The sequence below is a fragment of the Polaromonas sp. C04 genome, from assembly GCF_002002705.1.
Lineage (GTDB): Bacteria > Pseudomonadota > Gammaproteobacteria > Burkholderiales > Burkholderiaceae_C > Rhodoferax_A.
This window is the reverse complement of record NZ_MUNS01000026.1, coordinates 1-25564: the sequence shown is the minus strand read 5'-3', so window position 1 is coordinate 25564 and position 25564 is coordinate 1. Positions and strand designations below refer to the sequence as shown.

Here is a 25564-nt window from a genome sequence, read left to right as displayed (position 1 = left end):
TTGCACTCGACGCTGGGCTACGTCAGCCCAATGACGTTTGAGCAACGCTGGATCGCGGCCCAGCAGCAAGACAGGAAGTCCGCATAACGGGCAGCCTATGGAGTGCGGACAACAGGGGCAAGTTCACTGTCTGTCCCCCGGATATCTTCCAGCCACTGCATCGCGACTCGCAATTGCGCCAAATGGTTCGAGCGCGAGGCGTTCGATTTGCTCGGCGAACTGCTGCCAACGCTGCTGCAGCAGTTGAAGCCGCTGGGCCCGGCACAGGCCGCGCCAGCGGCTTAGGCGTCAAAGCGCGCAGCTTCGGAAACCCGCAAAGATGTCATTGCGATCCGGCGTGAAGAAATTGCGGTAACGCGGGTGTTTCATGCGCGCATGGGTGGCGAACGATGCGCCGCGCAGCACCTTGTGGCTGCCGAACCAGGGCACCGAATAGTCGCGGTACGGATGGGGCTGAAACCCTGGGTAGGGTTTGAACGGCGAGGACGTCCACTCCCACACCTGGCCCCAGTCCAGCAAACCCGTGGACAGGACGGCATGCTCCCACTCCCACTCGGTGGGCAGGCGCCGGCCCGCCCACCGGCACCATGCCTGCGCTTCATGCCAGCTGAGGTTGGAGGCCGGCAGGTCGGACTTAAGCGAGCGCATCTCGCCAAACGCGCTGCGCGTCCAGCGCCCGTTTTGCGTTTGAACATACCGCGGGCAGCTCTGCTGGTACTGCATGCGCCAGGCCCATCCCGCGTCCGACCAGTACCGTTGCTGGTCATAGCCTGTGTCTTCGACAAAAGCCATGAACTGCGCGTTGGTCACGGGCGAGCGGTCAATTTCAAACGCACCCAGCGAGACCTCATGGGCTGCCAGCTCATTGTCAAAGGCAAAACCCGCGCCTGTCCATCCAGTCTCGTGGGTGCCGGCGGGCACGGCGATCACGCCTGTAGCGCCCGGCATCGCTTCGGCAACGCCATCCATCGCAAAACCGAGGCTCTGCGCCATGTACACCGCAGCCTCGTTGTGCATGTCTTCATGAAACAGCGCCAGGCGAAAGAAGTACAACGCCTCGTCGGTATCGGCCGTGTTGGCCAGCAACGCGAGCGTGCCGGCGAGTGTCTTGTCGAGGTAGTCCAGGGACACCTGCACCGCCGGCAAAGGCAGTGACCAACGGGACGCGTGGGGCACGTTGCTGGAGTCGTAGAGCCGGTCGGCATCGTGGAGCACGGACGGCGCGCGTTCCGCTGCGGGGTCGCATGCCGTACCGCGCCCACGCTCCGGATTGCGCGCCAGCCACCACTCCTGAAACCAGCCGATGTGGCCCAGTTCCCACAGCGGCGGATTGAGCTCGGAGCGGTAAGGTACGCGCGGATCGGCCTCCCCCAGCGCACGCCGGGACGCCTGAAAGTGCTGCAAGGTGCGGGCGCGGGCATCCGCGAGCGCGCCAGCCAGCGTCGTGCGATCGGCACGCCGGGCCTGGGTCGCGATGGTGAAATCGTGGTTCAAGGATAGGGGTCCATTGAGGCTATAAACGAGCCATGCGCAAGCCGTCGATTTGCATCATCAGCCCGGCTCCGGCATCGGCCAACAATGGCAACTGGCAAACGGCGTGGCGCTGGTCACGCATGCTGGCCGCTCACTATAGTACGGAAATCCTGCAGGCATGGCAGGGCGAGCCCTTTGACGTGATGCTGGCCTTGCACGCCCGCCGCTCGGCGGACTCGGTGGCACGCTGGCATGCGAGGCACCCGCACAAGCCGCTGGCCGTGGTGCTGACCGGGACCGATTTGTACCGCGATATCCAGACCGATGCCCAGGCCCAGCGCTCCATCGCGCTGGCCCATCGGCTGGTGGTGTTGCAGGAGCTGGGGGCGCGCAGCCTGCCGCCGCCGCTGCGCCACAAGTGCAGCGTCATCTTCCAGTCGGCGACGCACCGGCAGCCGCTGGACAAACCGGGCAGCCACTTGCGCGCCCTGATGGTCGGGCACCTGCGTGAGGAAAAGGCGCCAGCCACGTACTTTGCTGCCGTGCGGCGCCTGGCCGGCAGGCCAGACATTCTGCTCGACCACATCGGCGCACCGCTCGACCCCGCCCTTGGAACCTTGGCGAGCCAGCTGCAACGCGAGTGTCCCCACTACCGCTGGCTCGGCGCCATGGACCACGAGGCCACCCGCCGGCGCATCCAGCGCGCCCATGTGCTGGTGCATCCAAGCCGCATCGAAGGCGGGGCGCATGTGATCATGGAGGCGGTGATGAGCGGCACCCCGGTGCTGGCCTCGCGCATTGACGGCAATGTGGGCATGCTCGGGGCCGATTACGCGGGTTATTTCGACTGCGGGGATGCCGCGCAGCTCGCGCAGCAGTTGCTCGCCTGCCGCGAAGGGCAATTGACACCCGACGCCCTGTTGGACCGCTTGCAGGCACAATCTTTCCTGCGCTCACACCTGTTCGAGCCCGCGGCCGAAAAAGCGGCCCTGATGCGCCTGATCAACGATTTAACGGAGATTTCATGAACGCCACCGTGCCATCCTCAAGTCCCTTGCCACCGCAGCCCCGCCTGACCTCGCTGTCGCACGGCGGGGGCTGCGGCTGCAAGATTGCACCCGGTGTGCTGTCCGACATCCTCAAGGGCACCAGCGCCATGCCGTTGCCGCCCGAGCTGCTGGTGGGCATCGAGACGGCCGACGATGCCGCCGTCTACCGGCTCAACGAGGAGCAGGCGCTGATCGCCACCACCGACTTCTTCATGCCCATCGTGGACGACCCGTTCGATTTCGGCCGCATTGCCGCGACCAACGCCATCTCCGACGTCTACGCCATGGGCGGGCGGCCCATCATGGCGCTGGCACTGGTGGGCATGCCCATCAATGTGCTGTCCACCGAGACCATCGGCCGCATTCTGGAGGGCGGCCAGTCGGTCTGCCGTGCGGCCGGCATTCCGATTGCCGGCGGCCACACCATCGACTCGGTGGAGCCGATCTACGGCCTGGTCGCGCTGGGCCTGGTGCACCCGCAGCGCGTCAAGCGCAACGCCGATGCCCGCCCGGGCGATCGCCTGATCCTGGGCAAGCCGCTGGGCGTGGGCGTGCTGTCGGCCGCGCTCAAGAAGGACCGGCTCGATGCGGCCGGCTATGCCCGGATGATCGCCTGCACCACCCAGCTCAACACGCCGGGGCCGGAATTGGCCGCGCTGGACGGCGTGCACGCGCTGACCGACGTGACCGGCTTCGGCCTGGCCGGCCACGTGCTGGAGATGGCGCGCGGCGCCGGTTGCCAGATAGGCATCGACTGGGCCCGCGTGCCCTTGCTCGCAGGCGTGCGCGAACTGGCGGAAGATGGCGTTGTCACCGGCGCGTCGGCCCGCAACTGGGCAGCCTACGGCGCGGAGGTGCAGTTGCCCCCCGGCTTTGCGGCGACCGACCAGGCCCTGCTGAGCGATCCGCAGACCAGTGGTGGACTGCTGGTGTCCTGTGCGCCGCAGGCCGTGGCTCAGGTGCTGGCGGTGTTCAGGCAGCACGGATTCGAGGCTGCCGCCGAGATCGGGGAAGTCCTGCCCGCAGCGGACGCGGCGCAGGCGCGGCTGCTGCTGCGCTGAATCAACAGGGGGTGTAGCGGCGCACCAGTTTCACCGTTGCGCCGTCGCCACCGTCCGGATCTCGTTCAGCCACTGCATCGCGGCCTGCAACTCCGCCGGCCGGATTTCGTGCCCGCCGGGGAACTCGGCATAGCGCAGCGTGAGCGGCAGGTGCGAAACATGCTCGCGCGCGGCATGGGCGCTGGCCAGCGGAATCATCTGGTCCTGCAGGCCGTGGCTGATCCACAGTTGCTTGCCCTGCAGCGCCTGCGCCGGCGCGGCCAGCGGCAACACCTGAGGCAGCAGGCGGCTGTGCAGCACCATGGCTGCGTGCAGCAGCTGCGGCTCGGTGAGCAGCAGCGACAGTGACATGATGCCGCCCTGGCTGAAGCCGCCCACCACCACGCGCCCGGGCGCAACGTCCAGTTGCTGCGCGGCCGCCGCCACGGTCTGGGCGAGAAGCTTGCGGCTGGCCGCTTCCTGCGCTTCATCGATGCTGCGCTCACCGCGCGGCGTGACGGCAAACTGGAACCATGCGTATGCGCGAGGCCCCATCGTGTAGGGTGCACGCAGGCTCAGCACGTGGAACTGCGGAGGCACGTGGGGCGTCAGGCCGAACAGGTCCTGCTCGTTGCTGCCGACGCCGTGCAGCAGCACCAGCAGCCAAGGCTCAGTGGTGCCGGCCGTTGCCGGGCGCTCTAAAAATGAGAGCGGAAGGTCAAGACTCATCAAGGACTCCTGGGTGTTTTGATTAAAGTTTTCTGAATAAGCAATCAAGGCTTGGCGCCCTGCACGAGTTCGATGCGCCGGCGCAGCCGCTCGGCCTCGGGCCGCTCACCGCCCTGCTCCGCACGCTCGGCCTGCACCAGCAGCCAGGCCAGCAAGGGGCGCCGCCAGCCTTGGGCGGAGGCGGTATCTGCCGCCAGTGCCATCAGCGCCGGACTGGCCCGGCCGCTCTCGAACAGCACACCGGCGGCCACCAGCCTTGACAGCGGATCAGTGATGCTGCTGACCGCCACCGCGTCGGCGTTGGCCGCGGCCGCGCCGCGCTGCTGCGCGGGCAGCAAGGCCACATCCTGCGGCTGCACGCGCGCGGCCAGGTAGTCGGCGTAGGCGCGCTCGGCCGCGGGGGCGTCCCGGCGCAGCTTTTCGAAGCCGGCACAGGGCTCGAACACCAGGCTGGCGACCCGGCTGGCGCAGCGCAGCAGTTCGGCTCGGGCCATCAGGTCGGGGCGGCCCGTGCGCGCAATCTCGCTGCGCGCATTCGCAAATTCCAGGGTCTCTACGCGCGTGTCGCCTGCCAGGTAGGCCGCGACGGAGCGCTGCATCGAATCCTGCGCGTTCATTTGCCAATCGGGTGCCTTGGGGCCGCTGGCGCACGCGCCCAGCAGCAACGCGCTGACCGCCATCAGCGCCCGGCCAGCTGCCAGTGCAGACCTTTTCATGGCAGCTTCAACACCGTGTCGCGCGCAAACGGCCACTTGCGATTGATCTCGTTGACCAGGCCCTCCACCTTGCGCAGGTTGGTTTCCACCTCGGCGCGCAGGGCACCGAGGTCGGTCGTGGCATCGCGTGCATTGGCACCGACGGCCTGCGCCTCCACCAGCACGGCGTCCACCTTCTTCAAACTGGTGCGCGCCTCGCCCAGCAGGGCATCGAGCTGCACGATGGTGGCGCGCGTTTCGGGCATCACGCCTTTGTCGCCAAACACCTGGGCGTCGGTCTTGGCCGCCAGGCCGTCCAGCCGGGCCAGCAGCGCGTTCGTGCGATCCAGCGTCGCCAGCAGTTTTTGGGTATTCGCTTCGTTGCCCAGCAGCACGCCCAGCGCCCCGTTGGGGCCGTTGAGTTTCCCGGTCAGGGTCTGCACGCTGGCCAGGCTCGCGCCGAGCGGCGCGTCCTTCGCGGTCAGGGCGCCCAGGTTGTCGAGCAATTCCTTCGCCGACGCCACCAGGCGTGGAATTTCCGCGTTGGTGTCGCCGCGCAGCACCGTGCGCTCCGCGCCATCGGGCAGCGGCGGGTCGGTCAACATGCCGCTGTAGGCGCGAATGTTGGTGCTGCCCACCAGGCCACGCACCAGCGTGAACACGCTGGACTGGCGCAGCCAGTGGGCATCCGTGCGCGGCACGTCGATGAGGATGCGGGCGTTGCCGTCAGCAGCCAGCTCGATGCGGCGCACGCGCCCGATCGGAAAGCCCGAAAACGTGAGGTCCATCCCCACCACCACGCCCTCGGAGTCGTCGGCGATCAGCACCAGCCGCTGCGTCGGCTCGAACGCGCCGCGCGCATACAGCACATACGCCACCGAGCCGCACACCAGCAGCAGCATGAGCAGCAGCAACAGCGCCGCCTTGAGTTCCAGGTGCGCGACCTGGGGCGGCGGCGAGGCAGCGGGCTGCGGTGGTGGGGGCTCTGACGGGTCGCTCATGAGTGGGTTGAGGATAAGTGGAGGTCAATAGTAGTTGCCCACGAGCGACGCCACTTCGATCAGCAGGATCACCGCGAACATGCGCACCAGGCCGCGCAACTCGGTGCTGACGCGTGAGCCGCTATCGGCCTTGTCGTACAGGCCCGAGGCCATGGGAATCAGGGAAACAGCCAGGCTGAAGAACAGCGTTTTGAGCACAAAGATCAGCGACACCGCGGGGCTGAACACCTGGCCGAACATGCGCGTGTAGCCCGGCAACCCCGACACGACAAAACCATACACAGCCAGATACGCCAGTGCCAGCGCCACCACGCAGCTCAGCGCCGCCAGGGTCACGCTCGAGCACACCCCTGCCACGACCCGCGGTAACACCTCACGGCGCATCGGGTCAACCCCTTCCCGGCGCAGTGCCTCCAGCTCGCCACGGCGGCGCATCTGCGAGAGTTCGGCGCCGTTCGGCAGGGTGCAGCGCAGCGCCACGAAGAGCGCGGCCGTGAGCGGAATCAGCTCCAGTACCAGCACCCGGATCACCAACTGCAACGCATACTGCGACAGACCATAGCTCAGGGCCGTGACCACGACGATGCGCGTCAGCACCAGGCTGACCAGCGCGCACAGCACCGTGAAGCCGCCGAGGATGGGCGCCGTATCGAGGTAGATGTGGCGGGCCAGCACGAGGCGATTCTCGCGACTGTAGCTCGACGGCGACAGCACCAACACCAGCAGCAGCGCGCCAAAGTGCACGATGTGCCACCAGCCGGCCAGCCAGCGCAGCACGGCACGGCCCGTGCCTGCCAGTGTGCCTTGCCACGAAACCATTGAGATCATCCGGACATGATAGCCCGGACGTTTCAGAAAAAACGCGGCCGCTTCAGCGCTGCTGAAGCTGTGCAACGTTCGCAGCGGCCACGGCGCTAGGTCCGTGCCGCTGCACCTGTCAAGCCTTTATCAGGAGCAGGCTTTGCCGTGACTGGGATGATCGCCCTGGGCCTTGGCGTCGGCCTCGGTCATGTACGAGCCCGCCTTGGTCTTCCCGTAGTATCTGTCGCCTTCGCAATGGTAGGTCTTGGAGCTGGTGTTGACCCAGACCTTGCCGGCGCCGCCGCCAGGTGCCGCAGCAGCAGGCAGGGCTGCTGTCTTGGACGAAGCCTTGGCCGACGACTTGGATGTCGCGGCAGCGGCTGGCGCAGCGGCTGCTGCAGGTGCAGCGGCGGCACCGGCAGCGCCTGCGGCGCCGTACCAGGTCTTCACACCCTTATGTCCCTTGCAGGCACCCTTTTTCGTGTCGCCCGTGTAGGGGGTTCCGTCCTTGCACAGGGCGGTCGGGTTGCCAGCTGCGGCCGTCGCAGCAGCGCCGGCTGGCGCCTGGGCAAAGGAAGCGGTGCCAAACACCGTGAACAGGGCGGCCAAGATCAAAGATTTCGTTTTCATGGAGTTTTCCTGACAAGTGAAGTTGCGGGATCGGAAAAATGGGCGGCTTACTGGACGTAACGCCAAATCACCAGCAAGACCACCGCGCCAATCACGGACATGATGATGCCGGCCGGATGAAACATTTGACCTTCGACCGGTTTGCTGAAGAGCCTGGCAATGAAACCCCCGATATAGGAGCCCACAATGCCCACGACGCCCGTCATGAGCAGCCCCATGTGCTCGGCACCGGGGGTCACCATTCGGGCCAGCAACCCGACCACGATACCGACAATGAACATCCAGATGAGGTGCAGCATAAGTGTTTCCTTTGGTTTTGGATAAGTTGTGCACGCGAATGCGCTGCCCAGTGTTATCGTTTTTGGGAATTGGCGCAACTTTTGTGCGCACTGGACCGTGACGCAATCGACACGCATGTTGCATCCGGGCACGTCAAATGGAAATAACGAGCCCCGGATCGAACGAGGCGTTTTCCGTCACCCCGTCACGCGCATAGCCGCGCGGATTGCAGAGCACGCGGGTGTTGCCCACCGCGTAGTCGTAGCTGTCGTGCAGATGGCCGTGGATCCACAGCGGGGCATTCCAGCGGCGCAGCTGCGGCTCGATGTCGGAGACAAAGCAGGCGTTCAGGGGCGAGCCTTCGTATTTGGGATTGATGCTGCCGATGGATGGCGCATGGTGCGAGACCACCACGGTGGTTCCATCGAACGGCTCGGCAAACTTCTTGTCCAGCCACGCCACCGATTCATCAAAGACCTGGCGTGACAGCTCGGGTGTGAACAGTGCGGCGCCATCGTCGTCGAGCCGGACCCGGCTGAAATCGCGGATCAACTGGCTCGCCATCGCCATGGACGCGGCACGCTCGGCCTCGGTGGCCTGCAGGCGAAAATCCGTCCACAAGGTGCAGCCCAGAAAACGCACGCCGCCCAGGCGCAGTTCGTCGCGCTCGAGCACGTGCACCTGGCTGCCACGCGCAAGCTCACGCAGGGTTGAGAGCGTGCCGGACAGACTGCCGCCGTAGTACTCGTGGTTCCCGGGAACATAAATCACCGGGACGGTGAACTGTTTGGCCCACGCCATGGCCTGCTGCGGCCGGGCCACGTCGCCCGCCAGAATCACCACATCGCACGCAACCTGGGGCACGGGCATGCCGGCCACGGTCAGGTGCAGATCAGAAAGAATTGCAAGTCGCATGATTGCCTCGGGTCAACATTCGGTAACCCATGTTACCGGTGTGCGCCGGCATCCGGGCTCGGACCGTCATTTAGCACCGCCAGCAGTGCTGCATTGAAGGCTTTCGGCCGCTCAAACTGCACCCAATGCCCCGCATCCTCAATCAATTGCAGACCCTGGACGCTGCGCACGGGGCGCAGGGCTTCGGCCAATGCGTCGAGTCGGCCTTTGTAGAGCGCGTCTTCGCGGCCATAGATGGCATACACCGGGCACTGCACCTGGGGCAAGGTGCGCGCCAGCACGTCGGTGTAGGCCAGGCCGCGCCCCTTCATGCGGTCGCGCACCACATTCGCGACATGCAACCGCAGCGCCAGCTCGGTGATGGACTCGGGGTGATGCAGCATCAGGGCCGCCAGGTTCTGGCGATGAATCGCGTCGCGCTGATCCGCATCGGCCAGATGGCGCCACGGCATCAGCGGGACGGTCTTGCGGGACGCCACCCCGAGGCCCGGTGCGCCGACGAGAACCAGACGTGCCACGCGCGCGGGAAATTGGACCGCCAGAAAGCCGGCGACCATGCCGCCGAAGGAAAATCCGACCAGGTCGCAGTGCTGCTCGCCCAGCAGGATTTTCAAACCAGCCTCGAGGGGCTCCGGCAGCACGTCGGCGTCCGTACCCCAGGCGGGCTTGGCCGAATCGCCAAAGCCCGGCAGGTCCGGCACCAGCACGCGGCGCCCGCTGGCGGCCAGCGCAAGGATATTGCGCAGCCAGTGCGTCCAGCTGCCGCTGCCGCCGTGCAACAGCACAACAGGGTTGTTCCCCGGCTCGCTCTGGCCCCACACATGCCAGACCAGCGCGCCCGCGCCGCACGGCGTTTCCAGGCGGGTCGCCGTGCCCAGCAGCTGGCGGACTTCATCGGGAAGAGCATCGGAAAGTGGCGTCGTCATGACCCGTTTATATCAAGCGGGCGGACCGGAATCGGGCGACGCTTTTTGCTTACTATGTATTTGATAGCGGATGGCGCAGGCCACTAAAGGGCTACGGGCATAAAACACATAAATTCACTCGCCCACCTTGCCGCGCAGCGCCTTGATGCTGGCGCGCTGGCTCTTGCCTTCCAGGCGCCGCTGCTTCGAGCCGTAGGTGGGCTTGGTCGCGCGCCGCACGCGCGGCGGCAGCGCCACGCTGTTGACCAGTTCGGTCAGGCGCGCCAGCGCATCGGCGCGGTTCATATCCTGGCTGCGGTGCTGCTGCGCCTTGAGCACCAGCACGCCCTCCTGCGTGATGCGGGTGTCGCGCAGCGCCAGCAGCCGGGCCTTGACGTCCTCGGGCAGCGATGACGCAGTGATGTCGAAGCGCAGGTGCACGGCGCTGGACACCTTGTTGACGTTCTGCCCGCCCGCGCCCTGGGCGCGGATGGCCGTGATCTCGATCTCCGCCGGGTTGATCTCAATCACGACGCACCACTCAATTCAAAGACCCGCCAAACCCGCCAGACCCGCAATCGCCAGCGCATACCCTTGCACGCCGAACCCGGCCATCACGGCCTTGGCCGCCGGGGAGATGTAGGAGTGATGGCGAAACGCTTCGCGCGCATGCACGTTGGAGATGTGCAGCTCGATCAGCGTGACGCCCGCGCCCTTGATGGCATCGTGCAATGCAACGCTGGTGTGGGTGTAGGCGCCGGCGTTCAACACCACGCCGGCCAGCGTGCCCGCGGCCTGTGCGCGGCCGGCTTCATGAATCCAGTCGATCAGCTCGCCTTCGTGGTTGCTCTGGCGAAAGTCGAGCGCCAGGTTGTGGCTGGCGCAGGCCTGCACACACAGCGCTTTCACGTCGGCCAGGGTCTGTGAGCCGTACACGGCGGGTTCGCGCGTGCCGAGCAGATTCAGATTGGGGCCGTTGAGGATGAGAGCAGTTTTCATGGAGTTTCCAGAATCAGGAAAAAATTGGATGGACGCGGTTTGACCTTACAGATGCCCCAGCACCGGATGCGGCTCGTACGCCGCTTCCAGCCGCTCGATCTCGGCCTCGGTCAAGGTCACCTCAGTCGCCGCCAGCGCCTGGTCGATCTGCCACGGTTTGCTGGCGCCCACGATCGGCGCCGTGACGCCCTTGTGCATCAGCCAGGCGTAGGCCAGCGTGGCGTTGCTGATGCCTTTCTTGGCAGCCAGCTTGCCCAAGACTTCCACCACCTTGAAGTCGCTCCTGCGGTAGTAGTACTTCTGCGCAACGTCATCGGTCCTGGCACGGCTGGTCTCGCCCTGCTCCTTGTCGCCGGCCTTGCGGTTGCCCGCGAGAAAGCCGCGCGCCAGCGGACTCCACGGAATCAGCGCCACGCCCTGGTCGCGGCACAGCGGAATCATCTCGCGCTCCTCCTCGCGGTAGGCCAGGTTGTAGTGGTTTTGCATGCTCACGAAACGCGTCCAGCCGTGCTCTTTGGCGACCTGCTGCGCCTTGGCAAACTGCCAGGCCCACATGCTGCTAGCGCCGAGGTAGCGCACCTTGCCGGCCTTCACCACGTCGTGCAGGGCCTCCATGGTTTCCTCGATCGGCGTCTCCGGGTCCAGCCGGTGAATCTGGTACAGGTCGATGTAGTCGCAGCCCAGGCGCTGCAGACTCGCGTCCACCGCGTGGAAGATGCGCTTGCGCCCCAGGCCGTCCATGTTCGGGCGGCGCACAGGTTTGGCCGCCGCGCTGTTGCCACCCTTGAAGGCCATCTCCACCGGGTAGTACAGCTTGGTCGCCAGCACCACTTCTTCGCGCTTGCACAGCATCTTGAGAAAGCGGCCACTCAAGGCCTCGCTCTCGCCAGCCGAATACATGTCGGCGGTGTCGAAGAAGTTGATCCCCATGTCCACCGCGTGCTTGACCACTGGCAGGGCCGCCGCCTCGTCCAGCACCCAGGGCCGCCACTGCGGCGTGCCATAGGTCATCATACCCAGGCAGATGCGCGACACCTTGAGGCCGGTGTTTCCGAAGCGGATGTATTGCATGTTTGCTCCTTGATGCGTGGGGCCTATCTGCCCGCCACTCACTACAGAAATTACGGAGAAGCGGCCGCGATCGGCGGCACCGGCACCCTGACATCGGCGCACTGGGCACGCTGCCGCAGCGCGTGCTCCATCACCACCAGCGCCAGCATGGCCTCGGCAATCGGCGTGGCGCGGATGCCCACACAGGGGTCATGGCGGCCCTTGGTCACGACCTCGGTGGCATTGCCTGCCAGGTCGATCGATTCGCGCGGCGAGATGATCGAGCTGGTCGGCTTGACTGCGATGCTCACTTCCAGATCCTGGCCGGTTGTGATGCCGCCCAGCGTGCCGCCCGCGTTGTTGGACTTGAAGCCCTGCGGCGACAGCGAATCGCCATGCGTGGTGCCGCGCTGCGTGACGCTGTCCCAGCCGGCACCGATTTCGACCGCCTTGACCGCGTTAATGCCCATCATGGCCCAGGCGATATCGGCATCCATCTTGTCGAACAGCGGCTCGCCCAAGCCCACGGGCACGCCGCAGGCCACCACGCGGATGCGCGCACCGCACGAGTCGCCGGCCTTGCGCAGCGCCTCCAGGTACGTCTCAAGGTTTGAGACATCGGCCACGGGCGCGAAGAAGGGGTTGTTCGGCACATGCTCCCACGACTCGAACGGCATCACGATCTCGCCGATCTGCGTCATGCAGCCGCGAAACACGCACCCGTACTGCGCCGCCAGCCATTTTTTGGCGACCGCGCCGGCCGCCACCATCGGCGCCGTCAGGCGCGCCGAGGAACGGCCGCCGCCGCGTGGGTCACGGATGCCGTATTTGTGCCAGTAGGTGTAGTCGGCGTGGCCGGGGCGAAAGGTCTGCAGGATGTTGCCGTAGTCCTTGCTGCGCTGGTCGGTGTTCTTGATCAAGAGGCAGATCGGCGTGCCGGTGGTCTTGCCCTCGTACACACCCGAGAGGATTTCGACCGCATCGGGCTCGTTGCGCTGGGTCACGAACCTGGAGGTGCCGGGGCGGCGCCGGTCCAGGTCGGGCTGGATGTCGGCCTCGCACAAAGCCATGCCGGGCGGGCAGCCGTCGATCACGCAGCCGATAGCCGGGCCATGGGATTCACCAAAGTTGGTGACGGCGAAGAGTGTTCCGAAGGTGTTGCCGCTCATGCGCCTGATTATCCCCGAGCCGGGGCGTGGCCGCCGGCCCCTAGAATCCCGGCATGGCCGCTCGCGACAGAATCGTTCCCATGGTCGTGGCCTGCCCACTGTTCCTGCAGAACCTCGACACCTCGGTCATGGCGACGGCGCTGCCCAGCATCGCGCGCTCGCTGGATGTGCAGGTGCTCCACCTCAACCTCGCGATCACCTCGTACCTGCTGAGCCTGGCGGTGTTCCTGCCGCTGAGCGGCTGGTTCGCCGAGCGCTTTGGCGCGCGGCGCGTCTTCTGCGGCGCCATTGCCTTCTTCTCGCTCGGCTCGGCCCTGTGCGGCGCGGCCAACTCCCTGCCCTCGCTGGTACTGTTTCGCGTGCTGCAGGGCCTGGGCGGCGCCATGATGGTGCCGGTGGGGCGGCTGATCCTGCTGCGCAGCGTGCCCCCCGCGCGCATGGTCGCCGCGATGGTCTGGTTCACGGTGCCGCCGGCCATCGGCCGCATGGCGGGCCCGCTGTTCGGCGGCGCCATCGTCACCTGGACCTCGTGGCGCTGGATCTTCCTGATCAACATCCCTTTCGGCCTGCTCGGTATCGCGCTGGCGCTGACCTTCATCGACGAGCACCATGAAGATGCCGCCCCCGCGCCCTTCGACGCCGTGGGCTTCGTGCTGCTGGCGCTGGGGCTGACCGCGCTGCTCGGCGCCATGGAGGCCACCGGCAAGGCGCTGGTTGCGGGCTGGCTGACGGGGACAGTCGCCGCGCTGGGTGCACTGGCGCTGGGCCTGTACGGCCTGCGCAGCCGGCGCAAGGCCAGCCCGATCATCGACCTGGGCATCCTGCGCTACCCGACCTACCGCGCCTCCATCATCGGCGGCATGCCGCTGCGCATCGCCATCGGCGCCTCGCCCTTCCTGCTGCCGCTGATGCTGCAACTGGGCTTCGGCCTGTCGCCGCTGGCCTCCGGCATGCTGACGGTGGCCACGGCGATCGGCTCGCTTGCCACCCGCACCGTCATGGCCCAGGCCATCCGCCGCATCGGCTTTCGCTCGCTGCTGATCGGCGCCACCACCCTGACCAGCCTGTTCTACGCCAGCTACGGCCTGTTCCGGCCGGACACGCCGCACGTGCTGATGTTTTGCGTGCTGATGCTCGGCGGACTGGTCAATTCGATGGGCATGGTGGCGCTGCAAACGCTGGGATTTTCGGAAATCCCCAAGCCGCGCATGAGCCACGCGACCACGCTGTCGAGCATGGCACAGCAGGTCTCGGTCAGTATCGGCGTGGTATTCGGCGCCTCGCTGGTGAGCGCGGCCGCCTGGTGGCATGGGGGCAGCGCGACGCACCTGATGGCGCGCGATTTTTCGCCGGCCTTCGTGGTGGTGGGTGCAATGACGCTGCTGTCGCTGTGCTTTTTCGTGCGCCTCGGCCGCGACGAGGGCGCCGAACTGCGCTGAATCAGGCCTCGCCGGATTCGTCCCCGCCCGGCCAGTCGCGGATGTAGGCCTTGAGCATCTTGTTCTCGAAGTTCTGGCTTTCCACCACCGTTTTGGCCACGTCGTAGAAGCTGATCACGCCCATGAGCATCTTCCGGTCCATCACCGGCAGATAGCGCGCGTGGCGGTCCAGCATCATGCGGCGCACTTCATCGAGTTCGGTCTCGGAGGTGCAGGTCAGCGGGTGGTCGTCCATGGAGGTGCGCACCAGCGTGCTCCCGAGAGCGCCGCCGTTTTTCACCACGGTCAGGATCACTTCGCGGAACGTGAGCATGCCGGCCATCTCGCCATGCTCCATGACGACGAGCGAGCCAATGTCCTTCTCCGCCATGATCTGCACCGCCACGGCCACCGGGTCATCCGGTGTCACGGTGTACAGGGTGTTGCCCTTGACGCGCAGGATATCGCTGACTTTCATGATGATTTCCTCGTGGCTGCCGATGTTTTGCCGCATCTCCCCGATGCCATTGAAATATAGCTCACAATATTCATTCAACACTGATCCGGATTCCGGGTCAAGCCTGCACGAGCGTCGCGGGTGCCCCGTGGTCATCCGGCTCAATCTACTTCGGAGACATCATGCCCGGTTATTCAGACCCTGGTTTCGACACCCTGGCCGTTCATGCCGGGGCCGCACCCGACCCCGCCACCGGCGCGCGCGCCACGCCGATCTACCTGACGACTTCTTTCGTTTTCGAAAGCTCCGACCACGCGGCCGCGCTGTTCAACCTGGAGCGCTCGGGCCACGTCTACTCGCGCCTGTCGAATCCCACCAACGCGGTGCTGGAGCAGCGTGTGGCGGCGCTGGAGGGTGGCATCGGCGCCATCACCACGGCCAGCGGCATGGCCGCGCTGCACCTGGCCATCGTCACGCTGATGGGCGCGGGCTCGCACATCGTGGCGTCCACCGCGCTGTACGGCGGCTCGCAAAACCTGCTGCACTTCACGCTGCGCCGCTTCGGCATCGAGACCACCTTTGTCAAGCCCGGCGACGTCGACGGCTGGCGCGCGGCCGTGCAGCCCAACACCAAACTGCTGTTTGGCGAAACCGTCGGCAACCCGGGACTGGAAGTGCTCGACATCGAGGCCGTGAGCGCCATTGCCCATGAAGCGGGCGTGCCCTTGCTGGTGGATTCGACGATGACCTCGCCCTGGCTGATCCGGCCGCTGGAGCATGGCGCCGACCTGATCTACCACGCGGCCACGAAATTCCTGAGCGGTCACGGCACTGTGATCGGCGGCATCGTCGTCGATGGTGGCAGCTTCGACTGGGATGCGGCATCCAGCGGCGCCGCGGGCAAGTTCGCCGAGCTGACCGCGCCCTACGACGGCTACCACAACATGGTGTTTACCGAGGAAAGCACCGTGGGCGCCTTTTTGCTGCGCGCGCGCCGCGAAGGGCTGCGCGACTTCGGCGCCTGCATGAGCCCGCACACCGCCTGGCTGATTTTGCAGGGCATCGAAACCCTGCCGCTGCGCATGGCGCGGCACATTTCGAACACGCAAAAAGTGGTCGAGTTCCTGGCCAGCCATCCGTTCGTTGCGCGCGTGGGCCACCCGATGCTCGAATCGCATCCGAGCCACGCGCTGGCGCAAAAGCTGCTGCCGCGCGGCGCCGGCTCGGTGTTCAGCTTCGACATGAAAGGCAACCGCGAGCAGGGCAAGAAGTTCATCGAGACGCTCCAGCTGTTCAGCCATCTGGCCAACGTGGGCGACTGCCGCAGCCTGGTGATTCACCCGGCCAGCACCACGCACTTCCGGATGAGCGACGAGGCGCTGGCCGCGGGCGGCATCACGCAAGGCACGATCCGCCTGTCGATCGGGCTGGAAGACCCTCATGATCTGATCGACGACCTCAAGCGCGCGCTCAAGGCCGCCGAGAAAGCGGGAGCCTGAGCATGAACCTCAGCGTCAACGGCCACACCACTTACTGCTACACCGGCGGCAAACCCTTCGATGCCGCCAAGCCGACTGTCGTCTTTCTGCATGGCGTGCTGAACGACCACAGCGTCTGGATTTTGCAAAGCCGCTACCTGGCCCACCACGGCTCCAACGTGCTCGCGGTGGATCTGCCAGGGCACTGCCGCAGCGCGGGCGAGGCCCCCAGCAGCGTGGAAGAAGCCGCGGACTTCGTGGCCGCCCTGCTCGATGCCGCGGGCGTGCAGCGCGCGGCGCTGGTGGGCCACAGCTGGGGCTCGCTCATTGCGCTGGAGGCAGCCGCGCGCCTGAAGGAGCGCGTGACCCACCTGGTGCTGGTGGGCACGGCCGCCCCCATGAAGGTATCGCCCGCGCTGCTGGAATCGTCGCTCAATAAGCCTTTGGCCGCCTTGCGCATGATCAACGTGTTCTCACGCAGCACGCTGGCCGCGCCGCCATCGGCGCTTGGGCCGGGCACCTGGGTCTATGGCGCAAGCATGGCGCTGGGGCGCCGCGTGCTGGCCAGCAACCCGCGGGTGAACCTGTTCCACCGCGGCTTCAAGGCCTGCGACAGCTACGCGAACGCGCAGGCCGCCATCGCCGCCATCACCTGCCCCGTGCTGTTCGTGCTGGGCGCGCAGGACCAGATGACCACGCCGAAGGCCGCGCAGCCGCTGATCGCGGCGGCGCGCGCCGCGGGCAAGGCCGTGGCGGTGGAGTCGCTGCCCGTCGGGCATCACCAGATGACCGAGGCGCCGGATCAGACGCTGGCGGCGATCAGGGCGTTTCTCGCAGCAGCGCCTGGCTGATCCCCAGTGAGCTCCGGCATACCTAGCATGATCGTCACACCCTCCATGACGCCCGAGCGCGCAAGCGAGATCGCCGACACCTTCGACCTGCGCGCCCTGCCCCCTGACTTCTACGCCAACCCCTATCCGGTGTACGCCGCGCTGCGCGAACACGAGCCCGCGCGCCGCATGCCTGACGGCTCGTATTTCCTGACGCGCTATGCCGACCTGATGGACGTGTACCGGGACGCGCAAACTTTCAGTTCAGACAAGAAGGCGGAGTTCGGCCCGAAATACAACCATGCACCCTTCGGCAGTGACACCACGCCGGCGCCACTGTTCGAGCACCACACGACCAGCCTGGTGTTCAACGACCCGCCGCTGCATACGCGCGTGCGCCGGCTGATCATGGGAGCGCTCACGCGCCGCGCGATTGACTCGATGCAGGCCGGGCTCGTCACGCTGGTGGATGGGCTGCTCGATCGCATCGAAGCCCAGGGCGGCGGCGACTTGGTGGGCGACTTCGCCGCGGCGATTCCGGTGGAGATCATCGGCAACCTGCTCGGCGTGCCGCATGCCGACCGCGGTCCGCTGCGCGGCTGGTCGCTGGCGATCCTGGGCGCGCTGGAGCCGACGCTCACGCCCGAACAGGAGGCGCTCGGCAATCGGAGCGTGAGCGAGTTCAGCGCCTACCTGAAGCACCTGGTGGCCGAGCGCCGCCGCCACCCGGGCGATCCCGAACACGATGTGCTGACGCGGCTGATCCAGGGCGATTGGCCGGACACGCACGAAGCGCGCGGTGGCAGCGAGCCACTGTCCGAGGCTGAACTGCTGCAGAACTGCATCTTCATCCTGAACGCCGGCCACGAAACCACCACCAACCTGATCGGCAACGCGCTGGTGGCGCTGCAGGAATGGCCTGATGCCAAACATCTATTGCTATCGAAAATGAAGCTATCAGCGCATAACCCACAAGGGCTGGAGGCAGATTTGACGCTTGCCGTTGATGAATTCCTGCGCTTCGAGTCGTCCAATCAGCTCGGTAACCGGCGCGCGCTCAAAGCCTGCAGCGTGGGCGGCATCCAGCTCGAAGCCGGCACACTGATCACGCTGGGCATCGGCGCGGCGAATCGCGACCCGGCGCAGTTTGCCGATCCGGATGTGCTCAACCTGGCCCGCGGCAATGGCCGCCATGGAGCGCCGGGCAGCAAGCACCTGGCTTTCGGCGTCGGCATCCACCAGTGCGCGGGCCTGAGCCTGGCGCGGCTCGAGGGGCGCATTGCGATCGGCCGCTTCCTGCAGCGCTTTCCCGACTACCGGCTGACGCAGATGCCCACGCGCGGCGGGCGCGCCCGCTTCAGGGGCTTTTTGCACGCTCCGTTTGCGTCGGCATAGCGGCCAGCACGCCGTCCAGCAACGCCTGCACCTGCGGCGCCGCGGGGATGCCCGGCCCCTGCAGCGCCAGGCCCTCGAGCAGGCGTGCCAGCGTTTGCGGCTGCGGCGTGAGGGGTCCGAAAAAGCGCAGCGCGGCGTCGTCGGCAATCAGGAGAGTGGGGAAGGTTTCCACCTCCACATCGCCCACCAGATCGGCCTGATCCTCGATGTCGATCCAGATAAATTGCAGTTGCGGGTGGGCCGCGCCTACTGCGTCGAACACGGCGCGGTACTCGCGGCAGGTGTCGCACCACTGCGCGCACAGGCAAAGCACGCGGCGCAATGGCGCGCCGGCGCCGGAATGGAAATCGGATTCGTCAGGCATGGCGCCATTTTGGCGCAGCATGACGATCATGGGTATTCGGCGCCCCGCAGCGTCACCCGCCGACGTAGATGAACTTGAACAGGAACACCCCGGCGATGAGCCAGGTCATCCAATGCACCTCCTTCGCCTTTCCGGTGCACAGCTTGATCAATGCATAGCTGATAAAGCCAAAGGCCAAGCCGTTGGCGATCGAGTAGGTGAAAGGCATCATCAGCGCCGTCACGGCGGCCGGAACCACCTCGGTGGACTCGTCCCAATCGAGCTCCACCAGTTCGCGCAGCATCAGGCAGGCGACGAAGAACAGCGCCGGTGCGGTCGCATACGCGGGCACCGAACCCGCCAGCGGCGCAATGAAAAGACAGGCAAGAAACAGCACGGACACGGTCATCGCGGTCAGGCCGGTGCGCCCCCCCGCCTGCACCCCTGCCGCGCTTTCGACGTAAGCCGTGGTGCTCGAGGTACCCAGCAGCGATCCGGCGAAGATCGCCACGCTGTCGGCCAGCAGGGCCCGGTTCAGCCGCTCCATCTTGCCGGGCACAAGCAACCCGGCGCGCTTGGCCACCCCCATCAGGGTGCCGGTCGCGTCGAACAGCTCGACCAGAAAGAACACCAGCACCACGTTCAGAAAACCGCCGGCCAGCGCCGCCTTGATGTCCAGATGCAGGAAGGTCGGGGCAATCGAGGGCGGCGCATCGAACACGCCGGCAAACTTGTTGCCGCCGAAGAAGAAAGAGGCCACCGTCACCGCGACAATGCCCAGCAGGATGGCACCCGGCACCTTGAGCCGATCCAGCGCGACGATCAGCAGGAATCCGAGCGAGGCCAGCACCACCGGCGCCGTGTGCAGGTCGCCCAGGGTCACGAAGGTCGCGTCGGACTTGACCACGATGCCCGCGCTCTTGAGCGCGATGATCGCGAGGAACAAGCCAATGCCCACCGTGATCGCGCTGCGCAGCGACTGCGGTATGCCGCTGATGATCAGCGCGCGCAGGCCGAACAGGGTCACCACCAGGAACAGGCAGCCCGAGATGAACACCGCACCCAGCGCCGCCTGCCAGGTAAAGCCCATGTGCAGCACCACGACGAACGCGAAATACGCGTTCAGCCCCATGCCGGGCGCCAGCGCGATCGGGTAGTTGGCATACAGCGCCATGATGGCGGTGCCCAGTGCCGCAATCAGGCAGGTGGCGACGAACACCGCGTCCTTGGGCATGCCCGCCGCGCCCAGGATCGACGGATTCACGAAGATGATGTAGGCCATCGTCAGGAAGGTGGTGACCCCCGCGATGACCTCGGTGCGTATGGTGGTCTCGTGCTCGGTGAGCTTGAAGACTCTTTCAAGTAGCTGCATGTTATGTTGTCTCCTGGAGGCCGATCAGGGGGGTGGAAGATTGGGATCGGCGGAGGCGCAATCTTCCCGAATTGCGCCCGCTGCGTCATACCAGGTTGCGCATAGAAGGTATCACCGCCGACACTTTCACTCGGGCGCTGGATGAGGTAACTTTGCATTTATGGTCCCGATTTGCGCGGCCGCAACAGACAAGTCAGCGAGGCAGCCCATGACGACACAACAGATTCGCTTTTTCCACCGCGGCGCGGTGGTCACGGTCGACAACGCGCCCCCGACGCGCACCGTGCTCGACTGGCTGCGCGAAGACGCGCACTGCACCGGCACGAAGGAAGGCTGCAACGAGGGCGACTGCGGCGCCTGCACCGTCGTGATCGGCGAGCTGGCAGCAAGCGGCGACACCAGCGCGGTGGATGGCCTGACGCTGCAAACCGTCAACGCCTGCATCCAGTTCCTGCCCACCCTGCATGGCAAGGCGCTGTTCACGGTAGAGGATCTGAAGGCGCAGTGCGACGCCAGGCGCCCCACGGGTGATTTGCACGGAAAGCATGCCGTGCAAGCCTTGCATCCGGTACAACAGGCGATGGTCGAATGCCACGGCTCGCAGTGCGGCTTTTGCACGCCGGGCTTCGTGATGTCGCTGTGGTCCGCTTACGAGCACCACCAGGCCCGCGGCACCGTGCCGACACGCCAGCAGCTGGCCGACGAGCTGTCGGGCAACCTGTGCCGCTGCACCGGCTACCGGCCGATTCTCGATGCAGGCCAGCGCATGTTCGACATGGACAAAGTGCGGCTCGACACCCGACCGGTGATCGCGGCACTGCAGCAGCTCTCGCGCAACGCCACCTTCAGTTATGCCGCGGCCGCACCGATGCCCGGCGCGCGCGCGGCGGTACTGCATTCGCCCAGGAGCCTGCAGGCACTCGCGGCATTGCGGCTGGAACAGCCGCAAGCCACGCTGCTCGCCGGATCGACCGACATCGGCTTGTGGGTCAACAAGCAGTTGCGCGACCTCGGCGACATCATCTATGTCGGTGACGTGGATGAACTCAAGACCGTTCGCGAGGCCAATGGCGAGCTGTACATCGGCGCCGGCGCCTCGCTCGAGGCGGCCTGGTCGGCGCTGGCGCGGCGCGTGCCGGCCTTGACCGATGTGTGGCTGCGCTTCGCATCCCCGCCCATCCGCAACGCCGGCACGATGGGCGGCAATGTGGCCAACGGCTCGCCCATCGGCGATTCACCGCCGATCCTGATGGCGCTGGATGCTGCGATCGAATTGCGCCACGGCTCGCGTGTGCGCCGCATGCCCTTGAGCGACTTTTATGTCGACTACATGAAGAACCGCCTGGAGCCCGGCGAGTTCGTGCAGGGCCTGGCGGTGCCGCTGGCGGCGATGCAGCGCCAGGTGCGCGCCTACAAGATCAGCAAGCGCTTTGACTGCGACATCTCGGCCCTGTGCGCGGGCCTGTCCATCGAGCTCGATGGCGACAGGATCAAGGCGGTGCGTCTGGCCTTTGGCGGCATGGCGGCGACCGTGAGGCGCGCAGCAAAGACGGAGGCGGCGCTCGTCGGCCAGCCCTGGGACGAGGCCGCGGTGGCCAGGGCGCAGGCGGCACTGGCGCAGGATTTCAAGCCGCTGTCCGACATGCGCGCGAGTGCCAAGTACCGGCTCCAGGTCGCGCAGAATCTGCTGCGGCGCTTCTGGCTGGAGACCCGCGCCAACGACCCGCTGTCCGCGTCGGCCACCAGCGTTTTCAGTGTCTTGCCGCACGCCACCCCTGACGGAGATTGACATGAACAAGCCGATCGAGCCGAAACTCCTGCAACCTGCCGAAGCCTTTGCCAGCTACCAGAAAAACGCCGCGGCGCGCTTTGACGAGCGCGAAGAAGAACACGCCCGGCGCCAGGGCGCGCGCGTCGGCATCAGCCGCCCGCATGAGTCGGCGCACCTGCATGTGGCGGGCGAGGCCACCTACATCGACGACATCCCGGAGGTCACCGGCACGCTGCATTGCGCGCTGGGCCTGTCGCCGGTCGCGGCCGGCCGCCTCACGGCCCTGTCGCTCGATGCGATTCGCGCGATGCCGGGCGTGGTCGACGTGATGGCGGCGGCCGATATTCCGGGCCCGAACGACTGCGGCTCGATCATCCACGACGACCCGATCCTGTGCGACGGCGAAATCCGCTACCTCGGGCAGCCGGTGTTCGCGGTGATCGCCGAAACGCGCCTTCAGGCGCGCCGCGCTGCCGCCAAGGCCAGGGATGCATTGACGATCGAGGCGCAAACGCCGGTGCTGACGCAGCAGGAGGCCCACGCAAAGGGCCAGTACGTGCTGGCGCCCATGCACTTGCTGCGCAGTGCGGCGGGCGGGGATGCGGACGAGGTCGCCAGAGCGATCGCGCAGGCGCCGCGGCGCCTGACGGGCACCTTGACCGTCGGCGGACAGGAGCAGTTCTACCTGGAAGGCCAGATCAGCTATGCGATTCCCAAGGAGGGCGGGGGCATGCAGGTGTACTGCTCGACCCAGCATCCCAGCGAAATGCAGCATCTGGTCGCCCATGCGCTCGAATTGCATGCGCATGACGTGCAGGTCGAATGCCGGCGCATGGGGGGCGGATTCGGCGGCAAGGAGTCGCAGTCGGCATTGTTTGCCTGCGTGGCCGCCGTGGCCGCGGCCAGGCTGAAACGGCCGGTCAAATTGCGGCTGGACCGGGACGACGACTTCCTGATTACCGGGCGCCGCCATGGCTTCTGGTACGAGTACGAGGTCGGCTACGACAACGACGGCCGGGTGCTCGGCGCCGAAATCACCATGGTGTCGAATGCCGGACATTCGGCCGACCTGTCCGCCCCGGTGATGACGCGCGCCCTGTGCCACTTCGACAATGCGTACTGGCTGCCCAACGTCAGCATGCACGGCTACTCGGCCCGAACGAACACACAGAGCAACACGGCATTCCGCGGTTTCGGCGGCCCGCAAGGCGCGATCGCGATGGAAAACATCCTCGATACGATTGCCCGCACCCTGGCGAAGGACCCGCTCGACGTGCGGCGCCTGAACTTCTACGGCCAGCACGAGCGCAACGTCACGCCCTACCGCCAGACGGTCGGCGACAACATCATCCATGAACTCGTGGCCGAACTGGAGGCCAGCAGCGACTACCGGGCGCGGCGCCAGGCGGCGGCGCAATTCAACGCAGCCAGCCCGGTGCTCAAGCGCGGCATCGCGCTCACGCCGGTGAAGTTCGGCATCTCGTTCAACGTCAAGCACTTCAACCAGGCCGGTGCGCTGGTCCACGTCTACAACGACGGCTCGATCCTGGTGAACCATGGCGGCACCGAGATGGGCCAGGGGCTGAACACCAAGGTCGCGCAGGTCGTGGCGCACGAGCTCGGCGTGAGTGTGGACCTCGTGCGCTGCACCGCGACCGACACCCAGAAGGTCGCGAACACCTCGGCGACCGCCGCGTCGACCGGCGCGGATCTGAACGGCAAGGCCGCGCAGGATGCGGCGCGGCAAATCCGCGAGCGGCTGGCCGCGTGCATCGCGTCGCACCACGGCGGCACCGCTGCCGAAGTGCGTTTCGCGAACGACAAGGTGGAGGTCGGCGGCAAGACGCTGGCGTTCAGCGCGGTCGTCGCGCAGGGCTATCTGGACCGGGTCCAGCTTTGGTCGGACGGGTTTTATGCGACGCCGGGCCTGTCGTGGGACAAGGACAAGATGCAGGGCCACCCGTTCTACTACTTTGCCTACGGCGCCGCCGTGAGCGAGGTCGTGGTCGACACCCTGACCGGCGAATGGAAGCTCGTACGCGCCGACATCCTGCACGACGCAGGCAAGTCGCTGAATCCGGCCGTGGACATTGGCCAGGTCGAGGGCGCGTTCATCCAGGGCATGGGCTGGCTCACGACGGAAGAACTGGTCTGGCACCCCAAGACGGGCCTTTTGACCACCCATGCGCCGAGCACCTACAAGATTCCGACCGCCAACGACTGCCCGCCCGTGTTCAACGTGCGGCTGTTCAATGGCCAGAATGCAGAAGACAGCATTCACCGCAGCAAGGCGGTGGGCGAGCCGCCACTGTTGCTGCCGTTTTCGGTGTTTTTCGCGCTGCGCGATGCGATCTCAAGCGCCGGCGATCACAAGGTCGACCCGCCGCTTTCCGCGCCCGCCACCAGTGAATCCATTTTGCGTGCCATCCAGGCAGTGCAGGCTGGCGTTTGATGCCATCGCCCGCGCACCGTCGCCGGACATCAGAGTGCTATTAACTTCATAGCACGCTGCGCAATAGCAGCGTGGACGTCTGGCTGTTTTTCCATAAATTGACGACAGAGTCCGCGCGCTCCAAAAGCAGCCGAAGGATGAGCGGCTCCAGCAGCGTGGTGTCCGGGTCGGCCAGCAGCACGTAGCGGGGCTCGGCCTCGTCCTGCACCTCGCTGAGCTGGCCGACCCAGTCGAGCCCGGTCAGGGTTTCCAGCACCGGCTCGAGCTGCAGCACATCCACCCGCAGGGCCCGCGCAAGCTGCAAGCCGCTCAGCCCCTTCAGGCCCACGGTGCGCGCCCGGTTCAACTGCTGCAGCACCTCCACCGCGAGCTGGAACTGCCAGCCGTGGCCGCCGCCGCGCCGCGCCACGCCGGCGAGCAGGCTGGGCAGGTAGGCGGCGATCACCGCGCCCAGCAGCACGATGATCCAGGCCACGTAGATCCACACCAGCAGGATCGGCAGGGTGGCAAAGGCGCCGTACACCATCGAATATGTCGGCACCGCGCCCAGGTACAGCGCCAGCAGCTTCTTCGCCAGCTCGATGCCGGCCGACACAAACAGACCGCCGGTCCAGGCGTGGCCCCACTTGACCTGCGTGTTGGGCACGTAGTGGTACATCGCCGCCATGCCGCCGCCCAGCAGAAAAAACTCGAGGGTATCGAGCAGCAGGCGCACGCCGCCCGGCATGTCACCAACCACGCCGCGCGAGGCCGAAATCGCGTAGGACGTGAGCGTCAGGCTGGTACCCAGCAGCAAGGGCCCCAGCGTGATGGCGGCCCAGTAGATGAGCACGCGCTGCGCCAGCGGTCGCGGCCGGCGCACGCGCCAGATACTGTTGAGCGTGCGGTCGATCGTCAGGATCATCGCGATCGCCGTGACCAGCAAGACGGCCAATCCGGCCGCGCCCAGCTTGCTTGCCTGCCCGGCGAACTGCGTGAGGTAGCCCACCACCTGGCGTGCGATGTTCTCGGGAATCAGGCTGTCGATCAGCCACTTTTGCAGCACCCGCTGCACCTGGGCAAACATCGGAAACGCGGTGAACACGGCCAGCGCCACGGTAAAGAACGGCACCAGCGCGATCGAGGTGGTGAACGTCAGGCTGCTGGCCGTGAGCCCCAGATGGTCTTCGCGAAAGCGCTCTCGCAGCGTGTGGGCCGTGGTTTTCCAGGGGAAGTGCGCCAGTTCTTTCAACAACTGCTCGAAGCGAAGGGACAAGGTCATGGCCGCTATGATGCCACTGCCATGCATGCAAACAGCCCACCCAACACCGCCC

Annotated in this window: 25 protein-coding genes; 8 read left to right on the top strand and 17 right to left on the bottom strand. The window is 66.3% G+C overall.

From position 1 onward, the window contains the following. Positions 1-288 precede the first annotated feature (288 nt). On the bottom strand, positions 289-1494 hold the full coding sequence (gene senA / locus B0E49_RS07490) for a selenoneine synthase SenA (protein ID WP_077561570.1): 1206 nt from the start codon (positions 1492-1494) through the stop codon (positions 289-291). Between the two features lie 32 nt (positions 1495-1526). Here senA and senB point away from each other — a divergent pair, with 32 nt between their 5' ends. Then, positions 1527-2501, top strand: coding sequence for a selenoneine biosynthesis selenosugar synthase SenB (gene senB, locus B0E49_RS07485; protein ID WP_077561569.1), 975 nt, complete (start codon positions 1527-1529; stop codon positions 2499-2501). Then, positions 2498-3583, top strand: a complete 1086-nt coding sequence (selD, locus tag B0E49_RS07480) for a selenide, water dikinase SelD (RefSeq protein WP_077561568.1) — start codon at positions 2498-2500, stop codon at positions 3581-3583. Before senB ends, selD begins: the two co-directional genes overlap by 4 nt. 30 nt (positions 3584-3613) lie before the next feature. Here selD and B0E49_RS07475 read toward each other — a convergent pair whose 3' ends face one another. The 12 genes from B0E49_RS07475 to aroC all read right to left on the bottom strand — a co-directional run bounded on the left by B0E49_RS07475 (position 3614) and on the right by aroC (position 12735). After that, positions 3614-4291 carry an alpha/beta hydrolase gene (locus tag B0E49_RS07475; protein ID WP_077561567.1) on the bottom strand — a complete coding sequence of 226 codons (678 nt, stop codon included), beginning with the start codon at positions 4289-4291 and terminating at the stop codon, positions 3614-3616. Positions 4292-4335: 44 nt separating this feature from the next. Further along, a complete protein-coding gene (locus B0E49_RS07470; RefSeq protein ID WP_077561566.1) occupies positions 4336-5007 on the bottom strand; it encodes a hypothetical protein in 672 nt (223 codons plus the stop codon). Continuing rightward, positions 5004-5987 carry an MlaD family protein gene (locus B0E49_RS07465; protein WP_077561565.1) on the bottom strand — a complete coding sequence of 328 codons (984 nt, stop codon included), beginning with the start codon at positions 5985-5987 and terminating at the stop codon, positions 5004-5006. Before B0E49_RS07465 ends, B0E49_RS07470 begins: the two co-directional genes overlap by 4 nt. Before the next feature lie 24 nt (positions 5988-6011). After that, positions 6012-6815, bottom strand: coding sequence for an MlaE family ABC transporter permease (locus B0E49_RS07460; RefSeq protein ID WP_077561564.1), 804 nt, complete (start codon positions 6813-6815; stop codon positions 6012-6014). 120 nt (positions 6816-6935) lie between these two features. Then, positions 6936-7418: a DUF3761 domain-containing protein gene (locus tag B0E49_RS07455; protein ID WP_077561563.1), complete on the bottom strand. Its 483-nt coding sequence runs from the start codon at positions 7416-7418 to the stop codon at positions 6936-6938. 47 nt (positions 7419-7465) lie between these two features. Then, positions 7466-7717 (bottom strand): GlsB/YeaQ/YmgE family stress response membrane protein, encoded by a 252-nt coding sequence (locus B0E49_RS07450; RefSeq protein ID WP_077561562.1) that lies wholly within the window; start codon positions 7715-7717, stop codon positions 7466-7468. 133 nt (positions 7718-7850) lie between these two features. Next, complete coding sequence (locus tag B0E49_RS07445) at positions 7851-8612, bottom strand: metallophosphoesterase family protein (protein ID WP_077561561.1); 762 nt, start codon at positions 8610-8612, stop codon at positions 7851-7853. A gap of 32 nt (positions 8613-8644) precedes the next feature. Continuing rightward, complete coding sequence (locus B0E49_RS07440) at positions 8645-9538, bottom strand: alpha/beta fold hydrolase (RefSeq protein ID WP_077561560.1); 894 nt, start codon at positions 9536-9538, stop codon at positions 8645-8647. A gap of 114 nt (positions 9539-9652) precedes the next feature. Continuing rightward, positions 9653-10048, bottom strand: a complete 396-nt coding sequence (arfB, locus tag B0E49_RS07435; RefSeq protein ID WP_286137867.1) for an alternative ribosome rescue aminoacyl-tRNA hydrolase ArfB — start codon at positions 10046-10048, stop codon at positions 9653-9655. 15 nt (positions 10049-10063) lie between these two features. Continuing rightward, positions 10064-10516 carry a type II 3-dehydroquinate dehydratase gene (gene aroQ / locus B0E49_RS07430; protein ID WP_077561558.1) on the bottom strand — a complete coding sequence of 151 codons (453 nt, stop codon included), beginning with the start codon at positions 10514-10516 and terminating at the stop codon, positions 10064-10066. Positions 10517-10561: 45 nt separating this feature from the next. After that, positions 10562-11587, bottom strand: coding sequence for an aldo/keto reductase (locus B0E49_RS07425; protein WP_077561557.1), 1026 nt, complete (start codon positions 11585-11587; stop codon positions 10562-10564). A gap of 50 nt (positions 11588-11637) precedes the next feature. Beyond that, complete coding sequence (gene aroC, locus B0E49_RS07420; RefSeq protein WP_077561556.1) at positions 11638-12735, bottom strand: chorismate synthase; 1098 nt, start codon at positions 12733-12735, stop codon at positions 11638-11640. 53 nt (positions 12736-12788) lie between these two features. Here aroC and B0E49_RS07415 point away from each other — a divergent pair, with 53 nt between their 5' ends. Beyond that, positions 12789-14174: an MDR family MFS transporter gene (locus B0E49_RS07415; protein WP_077561555.1), complete on the top strand. Its 1386-nt coding sequence runs from the start codon at positions 12789-12791 to the stop codon at positions 14172-14174. A gap of 1 nt (position 14175) precedes the next feature. Here B0E49_RS07415 and B0E49_RS07410 read toward each other — a convergent pair whose 3' ends face one another. Further along, on the bottom strand, positions 14176-14631 hold the full coding sequence (locus B0E49_RS07410; RefSeq protein ID WP_077561574.1) for a CBS domain-containing protein: 456 nt from the start codon (positions 14629-14631) through the stop codon (positions 14176-14178). A gap of 161 nt (positions 14632-14792) precedes the next feature. On the opposite strand from B0E49_RS07410, the gene B0E49_RS07405 reads away from it, so the two are divergent. Genes B0E49_RS07405 through B0E49_RS07395 form a run of 3 tightly spaced genes read left to right on the top strand, consistent with a single transcriptional unit; the run spans position 14793 to position 18313 of the window. Next, positions 14793-16109: an O-acetylhomoserine aminocarboxypropyltransferase gene (locus B0E49_RS07405; RefSeq protein ID WP_077561554.1), complete on the top strand. Its 1317-nt coding sequence runs from the start codon at positions 14793-14795 to the stop codon at positions 16107-16109. Positions 16110-16111: 2 nt separating this feature from the next. Next, a complete protein-coding gene (locus B0E49_RS07400) occupies positions 16112-16939 on the top strand; it encodes an alpha/beta fold hydrolase (protein WP_077561553.1) in 828 nt (275 codons plus the stop codon). A 27-nt stretch (positions 16940-16966) separates the two neighbouring features. Further along, the gene (locus tag B0E49_RS07395; RefSeq protein ID WP_286137866.1) at positions 16967-18313 is read left to right on the top strand and encodes a cytochrome P450; all 1347 of its coding nucleotides are present in this window, start codon (positions 16967-16969) and stop codon (positions 18311-18313) included. On the opposite strand, the gene B0E49_RS07390 is transcribed toward B0E49_RS07395, so the two are convergent. Both B0E49_RS07390 and B0E49_RS07385 read right to left on the bottom strand, forming a co-directional pair. Continuing rightward, complete coding sequence (locus B0E49_RS07390; protein WP_077561572.1) at positions 18276-18677, bottom strand: thioredoxin family protein; 402 nt, start codon at positions 18675-18677, stop codon at positions 18276-18278. The two genes, B0E49_RS07395 and B0E49_RS07390, sit on opposite strands and share 38 nt — an antisense overlap. Before the next feature lie 52 nt (positions 18678-18729). Beyond that, positions 18730-20028, bottom strand: coding sequence for an NCS2 family permease (locus tag B0E49_RS07385; RefSeq protein WP_077561552.1), 1299 nt, complete (start codon positions 20026-20028; stop codon positions 18730-18732). A 208-nt stretch (positions 20029-20236) separates the two neighbouring features. Here B0E49_RS07385 and xdhA point away from each other — a divergent pair, with 208 nt between their 5' ends. Further along, on the top strand, positions 20237-21817 hold the full coding sequence (gene xdhA / locus B0E49_RS07380) for a xanthine dehydrogenase small subunit (RefSeq protein WP_077561551.1): 1581 nt from the start codon (positions 20237-20239) through the stop codon (positions 21815-21817). Between the two features lies 1 nt (position 21818). Further along, positions 21819-24251, top strand: coding sequence for a xanthine dehydrogenase molybdopterin binding subunit (gene xdhB / locus B0E49_RS07375; protein ID WP_077561550.1), 2433 nt, complete (start codon positions 21819-21821; stop codon positions 24249-24251). Between the two features lie 46 nt (positions 24252-24297). Here the strand turns inward: xdhB and B0E49_RS07370 are convergent, their stop codons facing one another. Then, the gene (locus B0E49_RS07370; RefSeq protein WP_077561571.1) at positions 24298-25512 is read right to left on the bottom strand and encodes a YihY family inner membrane protein; all 1215 of its coding nucleotides are present in this window, start codon (positions 25510-25512) and stop codon (positions 24298-24300) included. Between the last annotated feature and the right edge of the window lie 52 nt (positions 25513-25564).

Excerpts from the sequence above, each read along its gene's own strand:
- B0E49_RS07440 (WP_077561560.1), bottom strand. The coding sequence starts at position 9,538 with ATGACGACGCCACTTTCCGATGCTCTTCCCGATGAAGTCCGCCAGCTG.
- B0E49_RS07465 (WP_077561565.1), bottom strand. The coding sequence starts at position 5,987 with ATGAGCGACCCGTCAGAGCCCCCACCACCGCAGCCCGCTGCCTCGCCG.
- B0E49_RS07460 (WP_077561564.1), bottom strand. The coding sequence starts at position 6,815 with ATGATCTCAATGGTTTCGTGGCAAGGCACACTGGCAGGCACGGGCCGT.
- B0E49_RS07415 (WP_077561555.1), top strand. The coding sequence starts at position 12,789 with ATGGCCGCTCGCGACAGAATCGTTCCCATGGTCGTGGCCTGCCCACTG.
- B0E49_RS07425 (WP_077561557.1), bottom strand. The coding sequence starts at position 11,587 with ATGCAATACATCCGCTTCGGAAACACCGGCCTCAAGGTGTCGCGCATC.
- B0E49_RS07385 (WP_077561552.1), bottom strand. The coding sequence starts at position 20,028 with ATGCAGCTACTTGAAAGAGTCTTCAAGCTCACCGAGCACGAGACCACC.
- B0E49_RS07410 (WP_077561574.1), bottom strand. The coding sequence starts at position 14,631 with ATGAAAGTCAGCGATATCCTGCGCGTCAAGGGCAACACCCTGTACACC.
- xdhB (WP_077561550.1), top strand. The coding sequence starts at position 21,819 with ATGAACAAGCCGATCGAGCCGAAACTCCTGCAACCTGCCGAAGCCTTT.
- aroQ (WP_077561558.1), bottom strand. The coding sequence starts at position 10,516 with ATGAAAACTGCTCTCATCCTCAACGGCCCCAATCTGAATCTGCTCGGC.
- selD (WP_077561568.1), top strand. The coding sequence starts at position 2,498 with ATGAACGCCACCGTGCCATCCTCAAGTCCCTTGCCACCGCAGCCCCGC.
- B0E49_RS07475 (WP_077561567.1), bottom strand. The coding sequence starts at position 4,291 with ATGAGTCTTGACCTTCCGCTCTCATTTTTAGAGCGCCCGGCAACGGCC.
- B0E49_RS07370 (WP_077561571.1), bottom strand. The coding sequence starts at position 25,512 with ATGACCTTGTCCCTTCGCTTCGAGCAGTTGTTGAAAGAACTGGCGCAC.
- aroC (WP_077561556.1), bottom strand. The coding sequence starts at position 12,735 with ATGAGCGGCAACACCTTCGGAACACTCTTCGCCGTCACCAACTTTGGT.
- xdhA (WP_077561551.1), top strand. The coding sequence starts at position 20,237 with ATGACGACACAACAGATTCGCTTTTTCCACCGCGGCGCGGTGGTCACG.
- B0E49_RS07395 (WP_286137866.1), top strand. The coding sequence starts at position 16,967 with ATGATCGTCACACCCTCCATGACGCCCGAGCGCGCAAGCGAGATCGCC.
- B0E49_RS07405 (WP_077561554.1), top strand. The coding sequence starts at position 14,793 with ATGCCCGGTTATTCAGACCCTGGTTTCGACACCCTGGCCGTTCATGCC.
- B0E49_RS07400 (WP_077561553.1), top strand. The coding sequence starts at position 16,112 with ATGAACCTCAGCGTCAACGGCCACACCACTTACTGCTACACCGGCGGC.
- B0E49_RS07450 (WP_077561562.1), bottom strand. The coding sequence starts at position 7,717 with ATGCTGCACCTCATCTGGATGTTCATTGTCGGTATCGTGGTCGGGTTG.
- B0E49_RS07470 (WP_077561566.1), bottom strand. The coding sequence starts at position 5,007 with ATGAAAAGGTCTGCACTGGCAGCTGGCCGGGCGCTGATGGCGGTCAGC.
- B0E49_RS07390 (WP_077561572.1), bottom strand. The coding sequence starts at position 18,677 with ATGCCTGACGAATCCGATTTCCATTCCGGCGCCGGCGCGCCATTGCGC.
- senB (WP_077561569.1), top strand. The coding sequence starts at position 1,527 with ATGCGCAAGCCGTCGATTTGCATCATCAGCCCGGCTCCGGCATCGGCC.
- B0E49_RS07445 (WP_077561561.1), bottom strand. The coding sequence starts at position 8,612 with ATGCGACTTGCAATTCTTTCTGATCTGCACCTGACCGTGGCCGGCATG.
- B0E49_RS07455 (WP_077561563.1), bottom strand. The coding sequence starts at position 7,418 with ATGAAAACGAAATCTTTGATCTTGGCCGCCCTGTTCACGGTGTTTGGC.